Origin of the sequence: Arthrobacter sp. MW3 TE3886, from assembly GCF_041262145.1 — a bacterium.
Classification (GTDB): domain Bacteria; phylum Actinomycetota; class Actinomycetes; order Actinomycetales; family Micrococcaceae; genus Arthrobacter.
In genome coordinates this window covers 3,029,723-3,049,378 of record NZ_JBGCAN010000001.1, presented here as the reverse complement: position 1 = coordinate 3,049,378, position 19,656 = coordinate 3,029,723, and the positions used below count along the sequence as shown (strand labels likewise).

General features: G+C 66.4%; 20 protein-coding genes and 1 pseudogene. 10 read left to right on the top strand and 11 right to left on the bottom strand.

From position 1 onward, the window contains the following. The gene (locus ABH915_RS13885) at window positions 1-303 is read right to left on the bottom strand and encodes a DUF4193 domain-containing protein (protein WP_018773286.1); all 303 of its coding nucleotides are present in this window, start codon (window positions 301-303) and stop codon (window positions 1-3) included. Window positions 304-464: 161 nt separating this feature from the next. Here ABH915_RS13885 and ABH915_RS13880 point away from each other — a divergent pair, with 161 nt between their 5' ends. Then, on the top strand, window positions 465-845 hold the full coding sequence (locus tag ABH915_RS13880; protein WP_370122277.1) for an STAS/SEC14 domain-containing protein: 381 nt from the start codon (window positions 465-467) through the stop codon (window positions 843-845). A 174-nt stretch (window positions 846-1,019) separates the two neighbouring features. Further along, window positions 1,020-1,484: a hypothetical protein gene (locus ABH915_RS13875; protein ID WP_370122275.1), complete on the top strand. Its 465-nt coding sequence runs from the start codon at window positions 1,020-1,022 to the stop codon at window positions 1,482-1,484. A gap of 23 nt (window positions 1,485-1,507) precedes the next feature. Here the strand turns inward: ABH915_RS13875 and ABH915_RS13870 are convergent, their stop codons facing one another. Then, window positions 1,508-2,218 carry a hypothetical protein gene (locus ABH915_RS13870; RefSeq protein ID WP_370122272.1) on the bottom strand — a complete coding sequence of 237 codons (711 nt, stop codon included), beginning with the start codon at window positions 2,216-2,218 and terminating at the stop codon, window positions 1,508-1,510. An 81-nt stretch (window positions 2,219-2,299) separates the two neighbouring features. Here ABH915_RS13870 and ABH915_RS13865 point away from each other — a divergent pair, with 81 nt between their 5' ends. Both ABH915_RS13865 and ABH915_RS13860 read left to right on the top strand, forming a co-directional pair. After that, complete coding sequence (locus ABH915_RS13865; RefSeq protein ID WP_370122270.1) at window positions 2,300-2,770, top strand: MarR family winged helix-turn-helix transcriptional regulator; 471 nt, start codon at window positions 2,300-2,302, stop codon at window positions 2,768-2,770. A gap of 75 nt (window positions 2,771-2,845) precedes the next feature. Then, the gene (locus tag ABH915_RS13860; RefSeq protein ID WP_143264841.1) at window positions 2,846-3,034 is read left to right on the top strand and encodes a hypothetical protein; all 189 of its coding nucleotides are present in this window, start codon (window positions 2,846-2,848) and stop codon (window positions 3,032-3,034) included. A 65-nt stretch (window positions 3,035-3,099) separates the two neighbouring features. Here the strand turns inward: ABH915_RS13860 and ABH915_RS13855 are convergent, their stop codons facing one another. From ABH915_RS13855 to ABH915_RS13820, 8 genes are all read right to left on the bottom strand, one after another. After that, the gene (locus ABH915_RS13855) at window positions 3,100-4,452 is read right to left on the bottom strand and encodes an MFS transporter (RefSeq protein ID WP_370122266.1); all 1,353 of its coding nucleotides are present in this window, start codon (window positions 4,450-4,452) and stop codon (window positions 3,100-3,102) included. A gap of 174 nt (window positions 4,453-4,626) precedes the next feature. Next, window positions 4,627-5,331: a FadR/GntR family transcriptional regulator gene (locus ABH915_RS13850; RefSeq protein WP_370122264.1), complete on the bottom strand. Its 705-nt coding sequence runs from the start codon at window positions 5,329-5,331 to the stop codon at window positions 4,627-4,629. 10 nt (window positions 5,332-5,341) lie between these two features. Continuing rightward, window positions 5,342-6,469, bottom strand: a complete 1,128-nt coding sequence (locus ABH915_RS13845) for a mandelate racemase/muconate lactonizing enzyme family protein (protein ID WP_370122261.1) — start codon at window positions 6,467-6,469, stop codon at window positions 5,342-5,344. A gap of 100 nt (window positions 6,470-6,569) precedes the next feature. Next, the gene (locus tag ABH915_RS13840; protein WP_370122258.1) at window positions 6,570-7,490 is read right to left on the bottom strand and encodes an AEC family transporter; all 921 of its coding nucleotides are present in this window, start codon (window positions 7,488-7,490) and stop codon (window positions 6,570-6,572) included. A 115-nt stretch (window positions 7,491-7,605) separates the two neighbouring features. Further along, window positions 7,606-8,934 (bottom strand): enolase C-terminal domain-like protein, encoded by a 1,329-nt coding sequence (locus ABH915_RS13835; protein ID WP_370122256.1) that lies wholly within the window; start codon window positions 8,932-8,934, stop codon window positions 7,606-7,608. Next, window positions 8,931-10,562 carry an aldehyde dehydrogenase (NADP(+)) gene (locus ABH915_RS13830; RefSeq protein WP_370122253.1) on the bottom strand — a complete coding sequence of 544 codons (1,632 nt, stop codon included), beginning with the start codon at window positions 10,560-10,562 and terminating at the stop codon, window positions 8,931-8,933. Before ABH915_RS13830 ends, ABH915_RS13835 begins: the two co-directional genes overlap by 4 nt. Before the next feature lie 11 nt (window positions 10,563-10,573). Further along, window positions 10,574-11,488 (bottom strand): 5-dehydro-4-deoxyglucarate dehydratase, encoded by a 915-nt coding sequence (kdgD, locus tag ABH915_RS13825; RefSeq protein ID WP_370122250.1) that lies wholly within the window; start codon window positions 11,486-11,488, stop codon window positions 10,574-10,576. Between the two features lie 129 nt (window positions 11,489-11,617). Then, window positions 11,618-12,502: a LysR family transcriptional regulator gene (locus ABH915_RS13820; RefSeq protein WP_018773273.1), complete on the bottom strand. Its 885-nt coding sequence runs from the start codon at window positions 12,500-12,502 to the stop codon at window positions 11,618-11,620. Window positions 12,503-12,644: 142 nt separating this feature from the next. Here ABH915_RS13820 and ABH915_RS13815 point away from each other — a divergent pair, with 142 nt between their 5' ends. The 4 genes and pseudogenes from ABH915_RS13815 to ABH915_RS13800 all read left to right on the top strand — a co-directional run bounded on the left by ABH915_RS13815 (window position 12,645) and on the right by ABH915_RS13800 (window position 16,183). Then, complete coding sequence (locus tag ABH915_RS13815; RefSeq protein WP_370122246.1) at window positions 12,645-13,646, top strand: Bug family tripartite tricarboxylate transporter substrate binding protein; 1,002 nt, start codon at window positions 12,645-12,647, stop codon at window positions 13,644-13,646. 5 nt (window positions 13,647-13,651) lie between these two features. Continuing rightward, complete coding sequence (locus ABH915_RS13810; RefSeq protein WP_370122243.1) at window positions 13,652-14,239, top strand: tripartite tricarboxylate transporter TctB family protein; 588 nt, start codon at window positions 13,652-13,654, stop codon at window positions 14,237-14,239. Window positions 14,240-14,248: 9 nt separating this feature from the next. Then, entirely contained in the window at window positions 14,249-15,781 is a 1,533-nt protein-coding gene (locus tag ABH915_RS13805) for a tripartite tricarboxylate transporter permease (protein WP_370122240.1), read from the top strand. Next, window positions 15,778-16,183 (top strand): annotated as a pseudogene (locus ABH915_RS13800) (universal stress protein). The gene ABH915_RS13805 and the pseudogene ABH915_RS13800 overlap by 4 nt, the downstream one beginning before the upstream one ends. Before the next feature lie 87 nt (window positions 16,184-16,270). Here ABH915_RS13800 and ABH915_RS13795 read toward each other — a convergent pair. Then, window positions 16,271-17,185 carry a helix-turn-helix transcriptional regulator gene (locus tag ABH915_RS13795; protein WP_370122237.1) on the bottom strand — a complete coding sequence of 305 codons (915 nt, stop codon included), beginning with the start codon at window positions 17,183-17,185 and terminating at the stop codon, window positions 16,271-16,273. A gap of 198 nt (window positions 17,186-17,383) precedes the next feature. Between ABH915_RS13795 and ABH915_RS13790 the strand changes: the two genes are divergently transcribed. Both ABH915_RS13790 and ABH915_RS13785 read left to right on the top strand, forming a co-directional pair. Next, window positions 17,384-18,697 (top strand): MFS transporter, encoded by a 1,314-nt coding sequence (locus ABH915_RS13790; RefSeq protein WP_370122234.1) that lies wholly within the window; start codon window positions 17,384-17,386, stop codon window positions 18,695-18,697. Window positions 18,698-18,762: 65 nt separating this feature from the next. Further along, a complete protein-coding gene (locus tag ABH915_RS13785) occupies window positions 18,763-19,620 on the top strand; it encodes an aldo/keto reductase (RefSeq protein WP_370122231.1) in 858 nt (285 codons plus the stop codon). The last annotated feature ends 36 nt before the right edge of the window (window positions 19,621-19,656 follow it).

The window sequence follows — 19,656 nt, the reverse complement described above, 5'->3', positions numbered from 1 at the left end:
TTAGCCCTCGCAGTCCGTGCAGTAGATATCGTTGCCGGACTGCCGGGCGATCTGGGAACGGTGCCGGACCAGGAAGCAAGAGCTGCAGGTGAACTCGTCGTTAGCCTGCGGGATGACCTGGACAATCAGCTCTTCTGCGATGAACTCGCCGCCGGGGACTCCGGCCCCATCCAGCCCGTCGGCCTCGTCGAGTTCCTGGACGACGCTGCGGGCGTCCGGCGCGTTGGCGGACTGCAGTGCTTCCAGGGAGTTTTCCTGGGTTTCCTTGACGTCCGAGCGGACTTCGTCGTAATCGGTTGCCACTTGGCTTGTTCTCATTTCTCGAGTCTTAACTAGGCTAATTGCAACGTACGGCACCCCGCGGTTGTTCCACAGTGGGGGGAATCCACGCCGTACGGCGTTCGCCGGCCATCCCATGGGCGCGGTGCCGGGCGCCGCCGCAGTTCGGGCCTAGGATCAACGGCATGATGCAGGGACCAATCCACGCCGCCGACGGGAAGAACTCGCTCAGCGTCGATGCAGGGATACTCGAGAGCGTCTGGCGCCCGGGTTCTTTTGTGGACGCCGACGACGCGCGGGACGCCATGCTTGCCGTGGACCGGATCAGTGGCGGGACGCCGATGCCAATGCTCTCTGAAATGACCGACGTGGTGTTCAGCGCAGCGGCCAGATACCAATTCGCGCAAAGCAGGGGCGTGGTCGCTATCGCGGTCCTCGGATCGAGCACGGTCGACAGGGTGATCGCTTCCGCCACGAGTCGGGAGACAAAATACCCGCACGAGTTCTTTACCTCCAGGACTGCAGCAATTGCATGGCTAAAGGATGTCATCCAGAGCCACGATTGAAAACTGCCGGCCCGGCGTCGCCATCAATTCTTCCCCCGACCCGAGACAGACCGGTCTTTACCGTTGTAAAGTGTCTTCACGGTCTTCCGCCCCGCTGGCTCCAGGAATGGACGCAGGGCTCTCGGGATCGTGGCCGGTTCCGGGCTCAGCCGGAACGGGAACAAAGGAATGCCAATGTCCATTGAGTTGTCGTCCCATATGGAACCCTCACACGGACACCCACCCACGGACGCGGTGGTCAACGAGCAGGAGGACAGCCGGGCGCGGGGAATACGCCTGCAGGCCGCCGAGATCATCGCCGAAATGCTGTCTGATTCTTCGCCGGGGCAGGCCCGTGCCCGGGATCAGCTGTGCCTTTTGCTGCAGGCCAACCCGGGCCGGCCGGAAGTTGCGCTGGCGGAACACCTGATCGCGCTCCGGGAAGAAGCGGCCCAGGGCCGGCGAACCGACCTGAAACTCGTCACGGATGAAGCGGCGGCGGAAACGCCCGGGCAGCCCTCGACACCAGGCGCCGGACGGTCGCCCGGGCGTCGTTCGGCCGCCCGTCAACCCCTGTTGCATCATCGTCCCACCGAGCGCGTGCGCTATGGCCGCACGGACGGGGGCGTGCTCGGCGGCCTCTCCGGGGAGGGAGCCTAGACCGGGTGGCCGTCTCGACAGGCTCAGGGTTCGCGTCGATTCGCGGCAGCCCGGCTTTGCGGCAACAGGAATCCGACCGCAACCAGCCAGAGCAGTCCGCCGAACCGCCCGACGGGCAGCAGGAACTGGAGCGGCTCGATCACCATGGAGAGAAAGCTCAGCTCGGACAGGGCGGCAATGACCAGGCCAGCCCAGGCCAGCCAGCGCGGCACGAAGTGCAGGATGAGGGCGGGGACGGCGATTCCGGCGACGAGGAGCCCCAAGCCGACGACATAGGCGACACCGCCCGCGATGAACGCGAGAAACGACAATGCGTGGGTCAGCGTCACGTCGGTGGTGATTTCCGGGCGGCTCAGAACCCACCCCACGGCAGCCGAGACCATGAGGAACACCGAGGCGGTGATGCCGCCAAAGAAGCCGATTGCGGGCCCGGGGACCCGCACACCCAGCCGGAGCTGCCGGGCGTAAACCGTGGCCGCAAAGATGCCCAGCGGGACTGCTGAACCGAATTGGAACAGGCTGGCGAGCCGGACGGCGTCGGGGTTCCCGTGAAAATATGCCGCGACCTGGCCGGCGGGGGAGAAGGGCGAGACGTAGGTCTGCCCGTTGGTGAGGATCGCGCTGCCGAGCAGGGCTCCGATCGTGAGTCCCAGACTCACGGCCGCCAGGATGCCCGGGTTGGGGCCGCCGGATCGCGTCGAGGGAGCAGTGTGCTGGGGGGACGGGTCAGTCATGATCGCTTCTTTCCGATAATTACGTCACAACTAAAATGATTCACCTGTTGAATGATTCTGTCAATGGCGTAATATTGGGGCATGGAGTCAACGGATCCGCCGCGGCCGAAGCGAACCGCTTTCCTGCTGTCCCAGCTCGGGGCGCTGGCATCGGCACGCTTCGCCGAGCGCACCCGCGAACTCGGCCTGACCCCCAGCGATGCGGGGGTCCTCCGCCTGCTCGGCCGTAGCCCCGGACTGAGCCAGCGGTCCCTGGCCGACCGCCTGGGAGCGGTGCCGAGCCGCGTTGTTCCCCTCATCGACTCGCTGGAGACGCGAGGCCTGGTGGCCCGCGTGCGCAGCAGCGCCGACCGGCGGAATTACGAGCTCCGGCTGACGGCCGAGGGCACGAAGGTTCTCGGAGCGCTGCGCGGAATCGCCGAACGGCACGAGGCCGAACTTCTGGCCCCGCTCACCAGCGAACAGTCTGCGCAGCTGGGGATCCTGCTGGCCAGGCTGGCCAGCGCCCATGCGCTCGACACGGACCTACATCGGGACACGAGGCCGGAGTGAACCCGGCGTGCTGGCTGGTTTTTCGAGGCAAGAACCGTCCTTTTCAGCCGGCGGGCAGTGTGGGATCATCCCGGTATGGGCGAAAATACTGAACCGCGGGTGACCTTGCCCTCCGGCCCCGAGCGCCCGAAGGGCACGCATCACCGCGATGTTGATGGTTACGGAAATCCGATCACGCAGCAGCTGCGCATCATCGGTCAGCGGCGCCGCGAAGCCGAAGAAAAGCTCGACCGGCACCTGCAGGACGCACGCAAGAGCCACTGAGCGCGGCATGGGCGATGGGAAAGGCAGGCGCCCGTAGGGTGCCTGCCTATCCTTACCATGCCCGCCTACTTGGCGGCCGCTGCGAACGGCGACGCCTCCTCGGGTGTAGCTGCGGGCCCCGCCGCGGTTTCGGTTTGGCGCTCCTTGAGGAAGTACACGAGCGCGGCGGCGATTGTCGATGCCGCTGCGAGGGCGAAGAGTCCCGGGATGACGCTGCCGGTCTGCTCCTTGATGATTCCGAATCCAAACGGGGCCACGAAGCCACCGAGGTTGCCCAGGGAGTTGATGATGGCAATTGCCGGCGCGAGGATGAGGGGGTGCAGGCCGGACTGGGGGATGGTCCAGAACAACGGTGACGCGCTCTTGAATCCCATGGCGGCGATGGCCAGGAACACGAGGGCCAGCACCGGGGAGGCGACGGCGGCTGCGAGCGTTCCGACGGCGGCGACCAGGAGCGCAGCGACGAGGAGGGGCCGCTTGGACTTGGCCTTGTCCTGCCACTTGGCGGCGAAGTACATGGCGATCACGGCGCAGACCCAGGGGATGGCGGAGAGGAATCCGACGCTCAGGTCCGTGGTCCCCGGGATCTGCTTGACGATGCTGGGCAGCCAGAACGTGTTGGCGTAGATGGAGAGCTGCACGGAGAAATAGATGCCGCAGAGGAGGAGAATCTGGGGGTTCAGCAGCATCTTCCAGCGGTTGATCTTGCCGCCTGAGGCGTCGGCGTGCTGGGCGTCCTCGTCCGCAATCGCCGCGGTGAGGGCAAGCTTCTCGCCAGCTGTCAGCCATGTGGCGTCCGCGATCCTGGCGTCAAGGACGAAGAACACCGCGATGCCGACAAGCACTGAAAGCAACCCCTCGAAGCCGAACAGCCACTGCCAGCCGCGGAATCCCAGGACGTCGTGGAGGCTGAGCAGCATTCCGGCGATCGGGCCGGAGAGTGCCGCGGCGACCGAGGAGCCGGCGATGAAGATCGCTGTTGCTTTGCCCCGGTGCCCGGCCGGTACCCAGCGGGCGAAGTAGAAGATGACGGCGGGGAAGAAACCGGCTTCCGCTGCGCCGAGGAGGAACCGCAGGGCGTAGAACATGGTCTCGTTCTGCACGAACACCATCAGAAAAGAGACGATGCCCCAGCTGATCATGATCCTGGCCAGCCAGACCTTGGCGCCGTACTTCTCCATCATCACATTGCTGGGCAGTTCGAAGATTGCGTAGGCGATGAAGAACAGCCCGGCCCCGAACCCGTAGGCGGCAGCGCCGATGCCGACATCCGCGTGCAGATGCTCCTGGGCATAGCCTATGTTGGACCGGTTGAGCTGGTTGCAGACCAGCATGACGAGCATGATGGGCAGCACCCGCTTGAAGAACTTTTTCGTGGCCGAGGCCACGTCCGTGACAGCGTTGTCGACAGACTGCATGGAGATTTCCTTTGAATTGGCGAAGCTGGTCGGCCGGGGCGGGCAGTTGATTGTGGCCCTCGCCACAGCGATTCTTCACTTTATTCGGCGGCGGTAATGCCCGTCCAACACATTAATTGCATCGCTGGATACCTTGAGGGACTGGAAGTCCCCGCCTGACGGCCGGCCCTGGGATCAGCTGTTGCCGGGAGCGGCGGCGCGCAGCCGCCGTCGGGAATTTGCCAGATGGCTCCGCATCGCCGCCGACGACGACGGTCCGTCGCCCTCCGCGATGGCGGCGACGATTGATTCGTGTTCCAGCACCACCTGGTCGAAATGCCCGCGCGCCACAGGCTCACCGCCGCCCACGAGCCGGCCGCGGGGCATCGCGATCATGGTCGGCCCCAGGGAGGCGAGGCAGTCGGAGTAAAAGGGGTTCCCGGAGGCTGCGGCTATGGCCCGGTGGAACTCGTAGTCAGCCTTCATGGCGTGTCCCGGGTGGGCTGCGCTGTCCACAAAGTCTGCAAAAGCCTTCCGGACAGCGTTCAGCTGCCGGTCTGTGTGGTTCCGGGCCGCGAGGGCGGCCGCCTCGGACTCCACCGCGATGCGGAACTCCAGCTGCCACAGGCGGTCTTCCAGGCTGGCCACGGGGCGGCTGCCGGCCGAGTGCTGCGGGCCGTCCGGCGGCGGGGTCAGCGCAAAGCTGCCCCGCCCGCGTTCGGTTTCCACGAGCCCCTCCGCCTGCAGCCGGGTCAGGGCCGAGCGGACCACGGTCCGGCTGACGCCGAATTCGCTGATCAGGGTGTTTTCGCTGGGCAGCTTTGCGCCCGGCGCAATGACGCCGTCGACGATGCGGCGGCGGAGATCGCTTGCGAGGTCCGCGGTCAGGTTCCGGCTCATGGCTTCAAGGTTACTTGCCGAATTCCACAGAATCTGTGGTCCAGGCGCGCGCCTGCTCGCTGAGGGAGATGCCCAGCCCGGGGCGGTCCGGGACCAGCATGCGGCCGTTCTTGGTTTCGAGGCGCTCGTTGAACAGCGGATCGAGCCAGTCGAAGTGCTCCACCCAGGGCTCGCGCGGGTAGGCGGCGGCGAGGTGGAGGTGGATTTCCATGGCGAAGTGCGGGGCCAGGCCGAGTCCGCGCTCGTCGGCCAGAGCGGCGAGGCGCAGGAATTGGGTGATGCCGCCGACGCGCGGGGCATCAGGCTGGATGATGTCACAGCCGTTGGCGCTGATCAGGCCCTTGTGCTCCGCGACCGAGGCCAGCATCTCGCCCGTGGCGATGGGGGTGTCCAGGGCGCGGGCGAGGTCCGCGTGGCCTTCGAAGTCGTACGCGTCAAGCGGTTCCTCAATCCAGACGAGGTTGAATTCTTCCAGCCGGCGGCCCATCCGCAGTGCGGTGGCGCGGTCCCACTGCTGGTTGGCGTCGACCATGAGGGGCACGTCCCAGCCAATGTGCTCGCGGATGCCGGCGACGCGGCGCAGGTCCTCGGCGGTGTCCGGAAGGCCAACCTTGATCTTGATGCCGCCGATGCCTTCGTCCAGCAGGACGGTGGCGCGGGCCTTGACCTCGTCCAGGGAGGCATTGAGGAAGCCGCCGGAGGTGTTGTAGGTCTGCACGGAGTCCCGGTAGGCGCCCAGGAACTTGGCCAGCGGCAGGCCGGCGCGCTTGGCCTTGAGGTCGTAGAGCGCGATGTCGATTGCGGCCAGCGCCTGGGTGGCCACGCCGGAGCGGCCCACGGACGCCCCGGCCCAGAGAAGTTTGGTGTAGAGCCGGCCGATATCGTTCGGGTCCTCGCCGATGATGCCTTCGGCGACTTCCTTGGCGTGGGCGTACTGGGCCGGCCCGCCGGCGCGCTTGGAGTAGCTGAAACCGATCCCGCTGTGGCCCTGTTCGGTGGTGATTTCGGCGAAAAGGAACACCACCTCGATCATCGGCTTCTGGCGTCCGGTGAACACTTTCGCGTCACTGATCGGAACGGCGAGTGGAAGCCTGGCCGTGGACAGCTTTACGTGGCGGATGAGATCAACGCTGGTCATGGTTCTCCCTGAAGTTCCTGCGGGGCAACTCCGCCCCGCTCAACTTAGGTTACAAGTCATATACTTGTATAACAAGTATGAGAACAGTGTTGCGCCGCCGTCAACCAAGCAGCCAGGCGATGACCAGCAAGGAGCCGGCGCAGAGCAGGGTGGTGCACAGGATGACGTCCCGGGCAACGATCACGCCGCGCTGGTACGGGGAGGCGAAGAGGAAGACATTCTGGGCCGTGGGCAGCGCCCCCATGATCACGATGGCCAGCAGGTGCTGCCCGTCGAGGCCGAAGACGAAGCGTCCCAGCGCCCAGACGATCACCGGCATGCCTGCGATCTTCAGGAAGGTGGCGACGAGCGATTCCGTGCGCCCGTCGCCCTTTTGCAGCGGGGCCTTGCCGGCCAGGGACAGTCCGAAGGCCAGCAGCACCATGGGGACGGCGCCGCCGGCGAGCATGTCGACAGGTTTCAGCAGCAGGTCCGGAACGGTCCAGCCGGTCAGTGCGACCGCCGCACCCAGGCCGGAAGCAATAATCATGGGGTTGGCTAAGGGCTGAAGCAGCAGTTTCCGCCAGGAGATCCTGGACCCCGACGCGAGCCCCAGGAGGGTCAAATAGACCGGCGCCAGGACGAGGATCTGGGCCAACAGGACGGGAGCCACGTGCTGGGCAGTTCCCACGGCGTAGAGGGAGACGGGGATCCCGATGTTGTTGGCGTTCGCGTAGCTGCTGGCCATCGCGCCGACGGCGGTCTCTGCCACCGGCCGGCGGAAGAACAGGAAACTCAGCAGTGCATAGAGCAGCCCCACGGCCGCCGCGGAGAGCAGCGCCAGCGGGGCATCAGTTCCGAGCGCGGCCCGGATATCGCTGCCGGCCACCACTGTGAACAGCAGCGCCGGGTTGGTGATGTAATACGCGGTGCGGGTCAGGGCGCCCTGGACCTCCGGTCCGAGGATCCGCAGCCGGGCTGAGAGATAGCCGACGGCGATGACGGAGGCGACGATCAGTATGCCGGTGAGAACGCCGCCCAAGATTGGTCCTTCTAATAATCTGTGTACGCGCTAATAGTCTGTGTACGCGTGGCTCTGCACGGCCGGGCCTCTTGTTGTGGAGGAAACCCGGCCGTGCAGAAGGAATGGTTGCTTTCTACCGCACGAGGCAGGGCCGCTTGGGATCAAAGGACCAGCCGTCAACGTAGTACTGCATGCCGATGCTGTCGTCGCGGGCGTCGAGACCGTGTTCCAGATACAGCTGGTGTGCCTTGTCCAGGGCGTCGCGGTCCAGTTCGATTCCGAGGCCCGGCGCGTCCGGAACCCTGATCGCACCGTCCTTGATCTGCAGTGGTTCCTTGGTGAGCCCCTGGCCGTCCTGCCAGATCCAGTGCGTGTCCAGCGCCGTGATCTCGCCGGGGGCGGCCGCCCCGGTGTGGGTGAACATGGCGAGCGAGATGTCGAAGTGGTTGTTCGAGTGCGATCCCCAGGCCAGGCCGAATTCGGCGCACATCTGTGCCACCCGGACGGAGCCGTGCATGGTCCAGAAATGCGGGTCCGCGAGGGGGATGTCCACGGCGTTGCTGCGGATGGCATGGGACATTTCGCGCCAGTCCGTCGCGATCATGTTCGTCGCGGTCCTAAGCCCGGTGGCACGGCGGAATTCGGCCATGACCTCGCGTCCGGAGAAGCGGCCTTCCGCGCCGCAGGGGTCTTCGGCGTAGGCCACAACGCCCTGCATACGTTTGCCCAGCCGGATGGCTTCCTCCAGGAGCCAGGCGCCGTTGGGATCAAGGGTGATCCGGGCTTCCGGGAAACGCTCGGCCAGGGCCGTCACCACATCCACCTCGGCGTCGCCGGAGAGTACGCCGCCCTTGAGCTTGAAGTCGCTGAATCCGTAGCGTTCCTGGGCAGCCTCGGCCAGGGCCACCACGGCGTCCGGTGTCATGGCCTCCCGCCGGCGGAGCTTTTCCCACCGGTCCGCCGGCGCGTCCTCCACCAGGTACGGCAAATCCGTGCGGCCGGGGTCGCCGATGAAGAACAGATAACCGAGCATGGGCACCGAACTGCGCTGCTGGCCGTCGCCGAGCAGTTCCGCGACGGGGACGCCGAGGAACTGACCGTGCAAGTCAAGGAGGGCGGATTCGATCGCGGTGACGGCATGGACGGTGGTGCGCAGGTCAAAGGTCTGCAGGCCGCGGCCGCCGGCGTCGCGGTCGGCGAACTTCGCCGCGACATCCCGGAGCAGGGAGCGGTAGCGGGCCACCGGCTGGCCGGCCAGGAAGGCGCCGGCCTCCTCGATGGTGGCGCGGATCTTTTCCCCGCCCGGCACTTCGCCGAGTCCGGTGCGGCCATCCGAATCGGTGATGAGAACGATGTTGCGGGTGAAGAACGGGCCGTGCGCGCCGCTGAGGTTCATCAGCATGCTGTCGTGCCCGGCAACGGGGACCACTTCAACGTGGGCAATGGTGGGCTGCGTGCTCACGCGTTGACCTCTGCTTTCTCTGTTGCAGTCTGTTCTGCCGCCGGGGCTTGAACGACGCCGTCGATCCGGCGGTTCAGCCGCCACGGGTTGGGGTCCTGCAGCGGCGCCGGGAGCAGTTCCTGTGGCAGGTTCTGGTAGGCGACGGGGCGCAGGAACCGGTTGATTGCCAATGTACCCACGGACGTGGTCCGGGTGTCGGATGTGGCGGGGAACGGGCCGCCGTGCACCATGGCGTGGCCAACTTCGACGCCGGTCGGCCAGCCGTTGACGATGATCCGGCCGACCTTCTGCTCCAGTACCGGGATGAGGGGGGCAGCGGCGCGGTAGTCCGATTCGGTGAGCTGCAGGGAGGCCGTGAGCTGGCCTTCGAGCCGGTGGGCGGCGTCGACGAGCTCCCCGGTGGTGGAGTAGCGGATGACCAGGCTGGCGGCGCCGAAGACTTCCTGATGCAGGACGGGGTTGACCACGAACTCGGCGACGGACGTGCCGAAGATGGCCGGAGCCGGGGCGTTCTTCGTCGCCCCGCCGGCGCCCTGCCCGACGACGCTGACGTTCCCGGCGGAACCCAGGGCATCGGCTCCGGCCTGCCAGGACCCGGCGATGCCTTCGGTCAGCATGGTCTGCCCGGCGCAGGAGGACACGGCCCGGCCGACGGCGGCGGCAAAGGCGTCGCCGGCCGCACCGGCGGGGGCGAACAGGAGGCCGGGGGAGGTGCACAGCTGCCCGGAGCTGCCGGTGACGGCGGCAACGTACTGCCTGGCGAGCGCGCTGATTTCTTCGGCGTCCCCGTCGAGGGCGCCGGGGAAGACGAACACCGGGTTGAGCGAGGACATCTCCGCATAGACAGGAATGGGTTCGGGCCGGGCGGCCGCGGTGCGCATCAGCGCGATGCCGGCGGACCGCGACCCGGTGAAGCCGACGGCCTTGATGGCCGGATCGGCGACGAGCGCCTGGCCAATGCTGCTGCCCGGACCGTAGATCAGCGAGAACACGCCCGGGTGCAGCCCGGTGTCGCGGACGGCCTTGGCGATGGCCTCGCCGACGAGTTCGCCGGTGCCCGGGTGCGCATTGTGGGCCTTAAAAACCACGGGGCAGCCGGCGGCGAGGGCGGAGGCGGTGTCGCCGCCCGCCGTCGAGAAGGCCAGCGGGAAGTTGCTCGCACCAAAAACGGCGACGGGACCCAGCGGGATCTGCCGCTGCCGGATGTCCGCCCGCGGCAGCGGAGCGCGGTCCGGCAGCGCCGGGTCGATCCGGACCCCGCGGAAATCCCCCTGGCGTACGACGCCGGCGAAGAGCCGGAGCTGGCCGGTGGTCCGCGCCCGCTCACCCTGGAGCCTGGCGGCCGGCAGCCCGGTTTCGAGGCCAGCGCGGGTGATGAGTTCCTCGCCGATCGCCTCGATGTTCCCGGCAATGGCCTCGAGGAACCGGGCATGGGTTTCCGGGTCGAGCGTGCTGAAGGAGGGATAGGCCGCGGCGGCCGCTGCGGTGGCGTCCTTCAGCTGTTCCTCGGCGAGCAGCGTGTAGCCGGGTTCGAGCCGTTCGTTTGTGGCGGGATTGAAGGCGTACGCCGTCGTGCCGTTCCCGGCGACGGCCTGGCCGGCAATGAGTGAGCGTCCGGTGAGTGTCACGGTGCGTCCTCCTAGGAAACGGTGGCGATAAGGGACTTGAGGTCTGCGAGGTCCTGGGGCGCCAGGTTCTGCAGCGGTGGGCGGACCCCGCCGGCGGAGCGGCCAATCGCGTCGAGTCCGGCCTTGACGATCGAGACGGAGTAGCCCTTCACCCGGTCGCGGATGTCCAGGTAGGGGATCACGAACTCGTTCAACTTCCGGTTGACGGCGACCCGGTCGTGGTTGCGGACATCCTGATAGAAGTCCAGCGCAAACTGGGGCACGAAGTTGTACATGGCGGACGAGTAGGTGCTCATGCCCAGCTGCAGCAGCGGGAGCGCGAACGTCTCGGCCGTGGGGAGGCCGCCGAGGTAGAACAGGCGGTCACCGAGCTTGGCGTAGACCCGGGCGTCGTGTTCGAGATCTCCGACGCCGTCCTTGAAACCGATCAGGTTCTGGTGGCGGTCGGCCAGCGTGGCGACCGTGGTGTCCTTGTAAATCGCGTTCGCACGGTTGTAGATGATCACGCCGAGGGAGGTGGACCGGCAGATGGCGCTGACGTGGTCGATCAGGCCGCCCTGGTCTGCTTCGGTCAGGTACGGCGGGAGCAGCAGGATGCCCTCGGCGCCGGCTGCCTCGGCGGCGCGGGCATTTTCGATGGCCTGGGCGGTGGAGCCGCCGGCGGAGGCCAAGACCGGGACGATGCTGCCCACTTCGTCGACGGCGGCCCGCACCACACGCTCCGACTCTGCCGGGGTCAGCGAGAAGCCCTCCCCGGTGCCACCCGCGGCGAAGAGTCCGGCGACCGGGAAGCTGGCCTGCCAGGCGAGGTGCTTGCGGTAGTTCTCTTCGTCGAACTGGAGCTCAGCATCGAACGAGGTGACGGGGAAGGAGAGCAGGCCGTCCTTGAGGACGTTCGCCAGTTCCTGGGGTGTGTATTTTGCCACGGTATGGTCCTTGCGGATATGCGCCGAGTCGGCGGGGAAGTTCGGTTCCCTTCACCCTAGGTTTGGCGCCTCATGCCTGTCCAAGTGCATTATTGAATGCATTGATACCTTCAGTGCATTGCCATGGCCTCAGTCCAGCTGGAAGTCCAGGCTGCCGAGAAGCCGCGACAGGGCGGGATTGCTCACTTTCCGGCTCCAGATGGCATGAAGCTCCACGGGCTCGCCATGGCTGCTCGCCAGCGGGAGGAATTCGACCCCCTGGATGCCGAGTGCCGTGGCGGAGCGGGGCACAAAGGCGACGCCGCGTTTGGCGGCCACCAGTGAGACCATGGTCAGGATCTGGCTGACGGTGTGGACCACGTTCCCGTGCTGCACCGGCAGCATGCGGATCACGAGGTCGTAGAAGTACCGGGCCTGCAGCGGCGAATGCATGATGAGGGCCTCGTCCTTGAGGTCCTCGTTCCCAACCATTCCGCCGCGGCGGGCCAGGCGGTGGCCGGCCGGGACCGCCACCATCATGGATTCGCGGTAAAGAAGCCGCGAATCGAAAACGTCCTTGTCGAACGGCGGTCGTGCCAGCCCCAGGTCCAGTTCTCCCGTTTCCAGGGCCTGGATCTGCTCGCCGGTCACCAGTTCCTGCAGGTCGACGTCGACGTCGGGGAGAATCGCCGAAATCTCCTCCAGCAGTGGTCCCAGGATGCTGAATCCGCTGGCGGCGGTGAAGCCGATTCGCAGCAGGCCGGAGCGGCCCGAAGCGATCCGGCGGGCGGTGACCGGCGCCCGTTCCGCGAGGGCCAGCAGGCGCCTGGCTTCGTCCAGGAACGCGGTTCCGGCCGGGGTCAGCTGGACCCTACGGTTGTCCCGTTCGAGCAGTTCGGCGCCAACGGTCTTCTCCAGCTTCTGGATCTGCCGGCTCAGCGGAGGCTGGGTCATGTTTAGGCGTTCCGCCGCGCGGCCAAAGTGGAGTTCTTCTGCCACCGCGATGAATCCGGCCAGCTGGTCAAAGGTAAACATGATGCCTTCCCGGTATCACTCGATGCATATTTGGGCTTAGACATGCATCATAGCCCCTCCCTACACTCGACACAGCGAACCGGCAGTGACGCGGTTCACATGCTTCCGGGGCGCTGGCCCTGACCATCAATGAGGAGTTTCAATGATGCACTTCCCTTCGCGCCGCACCGTACTTGGAGCGGCATCCGCCGTCACGCTCTTGGCGCTGACGGCCTGCGGCAATGTTGCCGGCGGCAGTTCCGATTCATCAAAATATCCGAACGGGCCCGTAAACCTCACCGTAGGCCAGGCCGCCGGCGGAAGCACCGACCTGATTGCCCGCGCCATCTCCGAGGGCGCGTCCAAATCCCTCGGCGCCCCGATGCCTGTGGTGAACAAGCCGGGCGCGAACGGTGCCCTGGCGACCAAGGAAGTGGCCGGCAAACCTGCCGACGGCCAAAACCTCCTGCTGGTCACCGCGTCCCTTGTCACGATCACCCCGCTGGCGGTCACCGCGGATGAGGCCGTCAACATCGACGACCTCGACATCATCGCCGGCCTGTCCCAGGACGACTACGTGCTGGTCGCCAGCAAGGCCTCCGGCTTCAACAGCATCAAGGACCTGACCGGAGCCGGACGCAACATCACCTTCGGCACCACCGGCGTGGGTACCGGCAGCCAGCTGGCGCAGACCGTCCTCTTCAAGCAGGCCGGCGTCAAGGGCACCGATGTTCCGTTCGACAGCGGCAAGCCTGCCCTCACCGCCGTCCTTGGCAATCAGGTCGAAGTGTCCACCATCCAGCTTGGTGAAGCCATGCCGCAGATCCAGGCCGGGAAGGTAGCACCGTTGCTGGTCTTCTCGGAAGAGCGGAACGCCTTCCTCCCGGACGTGCCCACGGCCAAGGAATCCGGTTACGACGTTCCTGTGGCGCAGTATCGCGCTGTCGCCGCTCCCAAGGGGACCCCCAAGGACGTAAAGGACAAGCTGCTCGCTGCCATCCAGGAGACCTTCAAGTCCGATTCGTACAAGGAATTCAACAAAAAGAACATGCTGACGCCGAAAGAAATCTCCGGCGAGGAAGTCGTCACCCAGTGGAAGGAATACGCCGCCAAGTACAAGTCGCTGGTGGAGAAGTACGACATCAGCCTCAGCGGGACGAAGTGATCCAAGTGACGGCAACGCCTGCAGTGCCCGCCGGGAGGGGACGCCACCCGGCCGCCCCCTCCGGCGGGGACGCCCCCGAGACACCTGCCGACGACCGTCTGGAGGACCTGACGCCGGAGCAGCTCGCCGCGCAGTGGGAGGACGAAAAGCCTCCCGCCGCCGGGGCGCTCGCCAATGCGGCATCTTCCCTGGTGGTCCTCGGCGTCGGCACCGGCGCCCTGGTCCTGTCCGTTGTGATGGGCCTGGGGACTCCGGCGGCCCCGCAACCCGGGCTGTGGCCGTTCATGATCAGCTGCGTCATGGTGGTCCTGGGACTCTTCCAGTTGATCATCGGACGGCACAACCGGGACGCGGAGAAGTTCACCCGCATGTCCCTGGCCCCCCTCACAGGGCTCGTCACCCTCGCCGCCATGGTGGCGCTCATGCCCGTGATCGGTTTTGAACTGCCCGCCCTGGTCCTATGCGTCATCTGGATGCGCTTTTTGGGCGGCGAAACGTGGCGCTCCACCGTGCTGGTGAGCGCGATCGTCGTGGCCGCGTTCTATGCGATCTTCGTCCTGGCGCTCAACACCTCCATTCCCCACCTCTTCTAGGAGAACCCCGTGGATTTTCTAAATCCCGTGATCAACGGATTCGCCGTTGTCCTGGAGCCGAGCAACCTCCTGTACTGCCTGATCGGCGTCGTCATCGGCATGTTGATCGGTGTCCTGCCCGGCCTGGGGCCGGCGGCAACCATCGCCATCCTGCTGCCGCTGACCTACAACGTCGAACCCGTCACCGCCATCATCATGCTCGCGGGAATCTTCTACGGGGCACAGTACGGCGGCACCATCACCTCCGTGCTCCTCCGGCTTCCCGGCGAAGCATCCTCAGTGGTGACGGTCTTCGACGGCTACCAGATGGCCAAACAGGGCAAGGCCGGCACCGCACTCGGCCTGGCGTCCATCGGCTCGTTCATCGGCGGAACCGCCGCGATCATCGGCCTGACCTTCCTGGCCCCCATCGTGGCGAGCTTTGCCCTCGACTTCGGCCCGGCAGAATATTCTGCCCTCGCACTGCTCGGGATCCTGTTGGTGGCCACCATCAGCAACGGTGCCAAGACCAAGGCGCTCATCGCCGCCGCCGTCGGGCTGCTGCTGGCAACGGTCGGCCGGGACATCTTCACCGGCGAAAGCCGCTTCACGTTCGGCAACCTGGAGTTGGCAGACGGAATCGATTTTGTGCCGATCGCCATGGGCATCTTCGGCCTGGGCGAAATCCTCTACAACCTCGAGGAGCGGCACCGGGCGGCCAAGGCGCCGTCCAAGGTCACGAACGTCTGGCCTTCACGCACGGATCTCAAGCAGGCCTCAGGGGCGATCGCCCGCGGTTCGGTCCTGGGGTTCTTCCTCGGGATTCTGCCCGGCGGGGGCGCCACGATCGCGTCGATGGCCTCCTATGCGATGGAGAAGAAGCGCGCAAAGCAGCCGGAACGATTCGGTAAGGGGGCGCCCGAAGGCGTCGCTGGGCCGGAAACGGCAAACAACGCGGCGGCAACGTCGTCGTTCATTCCGCTGCTGACCCTTGGAATCCCGGCCAACGCCACCATGGCCCTGATGTTCGGTGCCCTGCTGATCCAGGGCGTGACACCGGGGCCGCAACTGGTGGAGCAGGACCCCGAGCTGTTCTGGGGCGTCGTCAACTCCATGTACATCGGCAACATCCTCCTGCTGATCATGAGCCTGCCGCTCGTGGGAATCTTCGTAAAGATCCTCCGCGTCCGGGCCGCGATCCTGGCCCCGGTCACCGCTCTCATCACGCTGCTCGGCGCTTACACCATCAACAACAGCATGTTCGATGTGACGCTTGTCGTGGTGTTTGGGATCGTCGGTTACCTGATGAAGAAGTTCGGCTTTGAACCCGGGCCGCTGGTCCTGGCCTTCGTTCTCGGATCCCTGCTGGAGAGCTCGCTGCGCCGTTCACTTCTCGTGTTCGGCGGCGATCCCACGGGTTTCCTCACCCGTCCCATCTCCGCGACGCTGCTCATCGCGTTCGTCCTGGTGGCGGTGCTCCCGGGCATCCGGACCGTGCTCGCCAAACGCAAGACAGTGCCAGTCGTACAACCCGTCACCACGAAAATCAAGGAGAAGGTATGAGCATCATCGTCGGTTTCGTCCCCACCCCAGCAGGGGAAGCCGCGCTGACCGCCGGCATCGCCGAAGCCGTGCTCCGCGAAGGAAGACCTGGTCATCGTCAACTCCGCCCGCGAGGGCGCCCTGGTGGACAAGTCGGTCGCCGCGTCCGATGTCCTGGAGCAGGCCGGCCGCCGGGCCACGGAGGCCGGCATCAGGGCCACGGTGATCCAACCGCCGTATCGTGAGGACCTCGCCGATGAATTCCTTGACGTCGCCCGCGAGGTCAACGCCTCCCTCATCGTCATTGGCCTGCGGCACCGCTCACAGGTCGGAAAATTCATCCTGGGCAGCCACGCCCAGCGCATCCTCATGCAGGCCGATCGGCCCGTCCTTGCCGTGAAGGCGGACGGGGCCCTCTCCTAGAAGGCTCCCGCGGCTCTCAAACGGTGGACGGGCCGGACCCCCTAGGCGGGGTCCGGCCCGTTTGCTTTTCGCGGCGCTATTTGATGCTCAGGGTCGGTCCTGCGAGTCGCTTTCGGGTGGCATGGTCGCTGCGGTGGCTGCAGCCGGTTCGGCGGGACGTTTTCCGGTGGCACTCCAGCTGGTGAGGAAGTCGAGTTGTTCCTGGGCATGGCTTCCGGGTTCGGCGGTGTAGGCGATGAGGGTCAGGCCCTCTCCGGGGATTTCGAGTGAATCGCCGGTGAGTTCGATGTCTCCGATGAGCGGGTTGTGCAGTGTCTTGCGGGCCGAGCGGTGGAAGCGCACGTTGTGCCGTGCCCAGCGTGTCGAGAATTCCGTGCTTCCGGTGGCAAGGTCACCAATGAGGTTGTTCAAGGCTCTGTCGTGGGGGCTGCGGCCTGCTTCGGTGCGGAGCGCGGCGGCGATGTCATCTGCCAGGGTGTTCCACTCGAGAAAGAAGTCCCGGGAACGCGGGTCCAGGAACATGAACCGTGCGAGGTTCAGCGGCAGGGTCTCGGGGCTGAGGATGCCGCCGTAGAGGGCGAAGCAGAGGCTGTTGGCAGCCACGATGTCCATGCGGGTAGTGCGGACATAGGCGGGCGTGCCGGTCATTCCGGACAGTATCCGCTCTATGCTGGGCCGGACTTCGGCCCGGACCCGTCGCTTCCCCGGTTCCCGCGACGGGGCGGCGGCCCTGGCCAGGTCGAGCAGATGGGCCCGTTCGGCCTCGTCGAGCTGGAGGGCCGCGGCGAGGGATTCGAGGACGCTCTCGGATACTCCCCGCAGGTTTCCACGCTCGAGCCGGGCATAGTATTCGGTGCTGACGCCGGTCAGCATTGCCACTTCCTCGCGTTTGAGGCCGGCCACCCGCCGCGTCCCGCCGTAGGCGGGCAGCCCGGCCTGGGCGGGAGTGATGCGCGAGCGCCGGCTCATGAGGAACTCGCGGACGTCTTGACTGTTCTCCATGGCCCCTACGCTACGACGTCCCGGTCCGGCCTAACAGGAACTGGCAGTACACCGCACGGCAGGTACTCCCGCGCGCAGGAATTGGCTGGTTTTCTTGAATGAGTCCAGTCTCCCCATCCTGCAAGGACACCATGTCTTTATCCACGCTCAGCCCCTCGAGAACGGTGGCCCGGGCCGCGCGCATCGCTGGCGGTAGCCATGCTCGGGTTCTTCGTCGTTGCCCTCGATGCCCAGATCGTCAATGTCGCCCTGCCAGAGATCCGCAACGACCTCGGAGGCGGCCTGTCCGGACTGCAGTGGATCGTCACCGGCTACACCCTGATGTTTTCCGCCCTGCAGCTTTTCTCGGGGACCTTCTCCGACCGGGCAGGGGCCCGCCGCGCCTATGGCCTCGGCATGGTCCTGTTCACCGCTGCGTCCCTGGCGTGCGGGTTCAGCCCGAGCCTGCCGGTCCTCATTGCCGGCCGCATCCTGCAGGGCATCGGCGCGGCGATGATCACCCCCAGCTCCCTGGCCCTCATCCGGGAGGCCTACCAGGATGCAGCCAGTCGCGGCCGGGCCATCGTGTACTGGGGTCTGGGCGGCTCCGTCGCCGCGGCGGCAGGTCCGGTGCTCGGCGGCGTCCTCACCCAGTTCGACTGGCGGCTGATCTTCTTCGTCAACCTGCCGGTCGGTGCCGCCGCACTTATGGTGCTCTCCCGTGTCGCCCCGTCGCCACGGCGGCCGGCGCCCTTTGACTGGCTCGGGCAGATCACGGCCGTGCTGGCCCTGGCCAGCCTGACCTACGGCATCATCGAAGGCGCGGAGGTTGGCTATGGGAGCCCCGAAATCCTCACACTGTTCGCTGTGTGCGCGGCGTCGGCGGCCGCATTCGTGCTGGCGCAGGCCCGGGGACGGCATCCCATGGTCCCGCTGGACCTGTTCCGGTCACGCACAGTCTCCACTGCCCTGGCCATAGCCGTCGTCACGATGGCGGCGTTCTACGGCGTCGTCTTCCTCCAGAGCCTGTACTTCCAACAGCAACGCGGCGCCACCGCGCTGGAGGCCGGACTGCTGTTCCTGCCCATGACCGGCCTCGTCGCCGTCCTCAACCCCCTCGCGGCCCGGCTGATGGCCCGGTTCGGCAACGTGGCCATGATCGCCGCCGGCCAACTGCTCATGGCGCTGGGCCTGGCCGGACTGTGGCTGCTCCCCGCCGACGCGCCGGCCCTGCTCGTGGCGCTCGTCATGGTCCCCGTCGGCGTCGGCGGATCCTTTACCGTGCCCCCGATCATCGCCCTCGTCATGGACCACGTGCCGGCACAGAACGCAGGGACCGCCAGCGGAGTCATCAACACCGCCCGGCAGGTTGGCGGCTCCCTCGGCGTCGCCATCTATGGCGCCCTGCTCGCCGGGCACGACTTCATGGACGGCCTCCGCCTGGGCCTCGGCACCACCGCCGTCGTCCTCCTCATCCTCATCGCCGCGTCGCTGCGACTACGGCATGCGGAAGCACCCCGGCCCCAAACGTGACAGAGCCGCAGGCCCCGCCACGGCCCTGTCCGCAACCAATCGATACCCCGCACAAAGGAAATCCCATGAATAACGTGACCCTCAACAACGGCGTCCAGATGCCGATCCTCGGCTTTGGTGTCTTCCAGATCCCCGACGACGAAACCCAGGCCGCCGTCGAAGCCGCCCTCGCGGCCGGTTACCGCCACCTGGACACGGCCGCCTCCTACGGCAACGAAGCGGCCGTCGGCGCCGCGATCAAAGCCAGCGGAGTCGCCCGCGACGAACTCTTCATCACCACCAAGCTCTGGATCCAGCACGCACCCACCGGCAACGTTCAAGACGACACCAGGCGCGCTTTCGGAAAGTCCCTGGACCGGCTCGGACTGGACTACATTGACCTGTACCTGATCCACCAGCCGCTCGGGGACTACTACAGCGAGTGGCGGGCCATGCAGGAAATCAACAAGGAAGGCCTGGCCCGCGCCATCGGCGTATCCAACTTCCACCCCGACCGCCTGGTCGACCTCATCGACCACAACGAGATCGTCCCGGCCGTCAACCAGATCGAGACCCACCCCTTCCACCAGCGCGCCACCGACCAGGAACTGATGCGCGAACGCGGCGTCCAGATTGAGTCCTGGGGACCCTTCGCCGAAGGAAAGAACAACCTGTTCACCGATCCGCTCCTCAGCGCCATCGCCGAGGCGCACGGCAAGTCCGTGGCCCAGGTCGTCCTCCGCTGGCTCATCCAGCGCGAAGTGGTCGTCATCCCCAAATCAGTCCGGCCCGAGCGGATGGCCCAGAACCTCGATGTTTTCGACTTCGAGCTCACCGACGAGCAGATGAGCCGGATCGCCACCCTGGACACCGGTGCGAGCCTCTTCTTCGACCACCGCGACCCCGCCATGGTCAGCTGGCTCGGCGGACGCCGGATCGACTAATCACGCCCGTCTTCCGTCCGGGTGACCCGCCCCGTC